General features: G+C 41.8%; 1 protein-coding gene. It reads left to right on the top strand.

Annotated features, from left to right (window positions below; translation table 11 throughout):
- On the top strand, window positions 1-1,477 hold a 1,477-nt coding region (locus QM469_RS10500), incomplete at both ends, for a Rib/alpha-like domain-containing protein (protein ID WP_414320626.1).

Below are 1,477 nucleotides of genomic sequence, written 5' to 3'. Positions count from 1 at the left end.
TTACAGACCCAAGTTCAAAACCAACAGATGCAGATAAGAACGAGCCAACACCAAAAGCTCAAACTGTAGATAAAGGAACTGAACCAAAAGCAGAAGATTCAATCGGTAACTTGAAAGATCTTCCTAAGGGTACAACAGTAGCCTTCAAGGATCCAGTAGACACAGCAACACCAGGTGAAAAAGATGCGACAGTGGTTGTAACATACCCAGATGGTTCTAAGGAAGAAGTTCCAGTTAAAGTAACTGTTGAAGAACCAAGTTCAACACCAACAGATGCAGATGGCGTTAAAGATCCAGCTAAGACACCAGTTAAAGATCCAGCTAACTTAACAGATGTAGAAAAAGCTAAAGTAGCAGACGAAGTTAAGAAAGCTAACCCAACAGCGAAAGATGTTGAAGTAGGCAAAGATGGAACAGCAACTGTAACCTTCCCAGATGGATCAACAGCAGAAATCCCAGCAGCTAAGGCAGTTGAGAAAGCTAAAGATGCAACACCTGCTAAGGATGCAGATGGCGTTAAAGATCCAGCTAAGACACCAGTTAAAGATCCAGCTAACTTGACAGATGCAGAAAAAGCTAAAGTAGCAGACGAAGTTAAGAAAGCTAACCCAACAGCGAAAGATGTTGAAGTAGGCAAAGATGGCACAACAACTGTAACCTTCCCAGATGGATCAACAGCAGAAATTCCAGCAGCTAAGGCAGTTGAGAAAGCTAAAGATGCAACACCTGCTAAGGATGCAGATGGCGTTAAAGATCCAGCTAAGACACCAGTTAAAGATCCAGCTAACTTAACAGATGCAGAAAAAGCTAAAGTAGCAGACGAAGTTAAGAAAGCTAACCCAACAGCGAAAGATGTTGAAGTAGGTAAAGATGGAACAGCAACTGTAACCTTCCCAGATGGATCAACAGCAGAAATCCCAGCAGCTAAGGCAGTTAAGAAATCAGATGATAAAGAAGTTAAGGATCCATCAGTAACTCCGGTTACAGATCCAAGCAACTTGACTGATGCAGAAAAAGCTAAAGTAGCCGACGAAGTTAAGAAATCAAACCCAACCGTAACTGATGTTAAAGTTGGCAAAGATGGCACAACAACTGTTACATACCCAGATGGCGCAACAGCGGTTATCCCAGCAGATAATACAGTTAAGAAATCAGCTGATAAAGCAGTTAAGGATCCATCAGTAACACCAGTTACAGATCCAAGCAACTTGACTGATGCAGAAAAAGCTAAGGTAGCCGATGAAGTTAAGAAATCTAACCCAACAGCGAAAGATGTTGAAGTAGGCAAAGATGGCACAACAACTGTTACATACCCAGATGGTACAACAGCGGTTATCCCAGCAGATAAGACAGTTAAGAAATCAGATGATAAAGAAGTTAAGGATCCATCAGTAACTCCTGTTACAGATCCAAGCAACTTGACTGATGCAGAAAAAGCTAAAGTAGCCGACGAAGTTAAGAAATCAAACCCAACCGT

Origin of the sequence: Streptococcus infantis, assembly GCF_047464215.1 — a bacterium.
GTDB classification, from domain to species: domain Bacteria; phylum Bacillota; class Bacilli; order Lactobacillales; family Streptococcaceae; genus Streptococcus; species Streptococcus infantis_P.
This window is presented reverse-complemented; position numbering and strand designations above follow the sequence as displayed.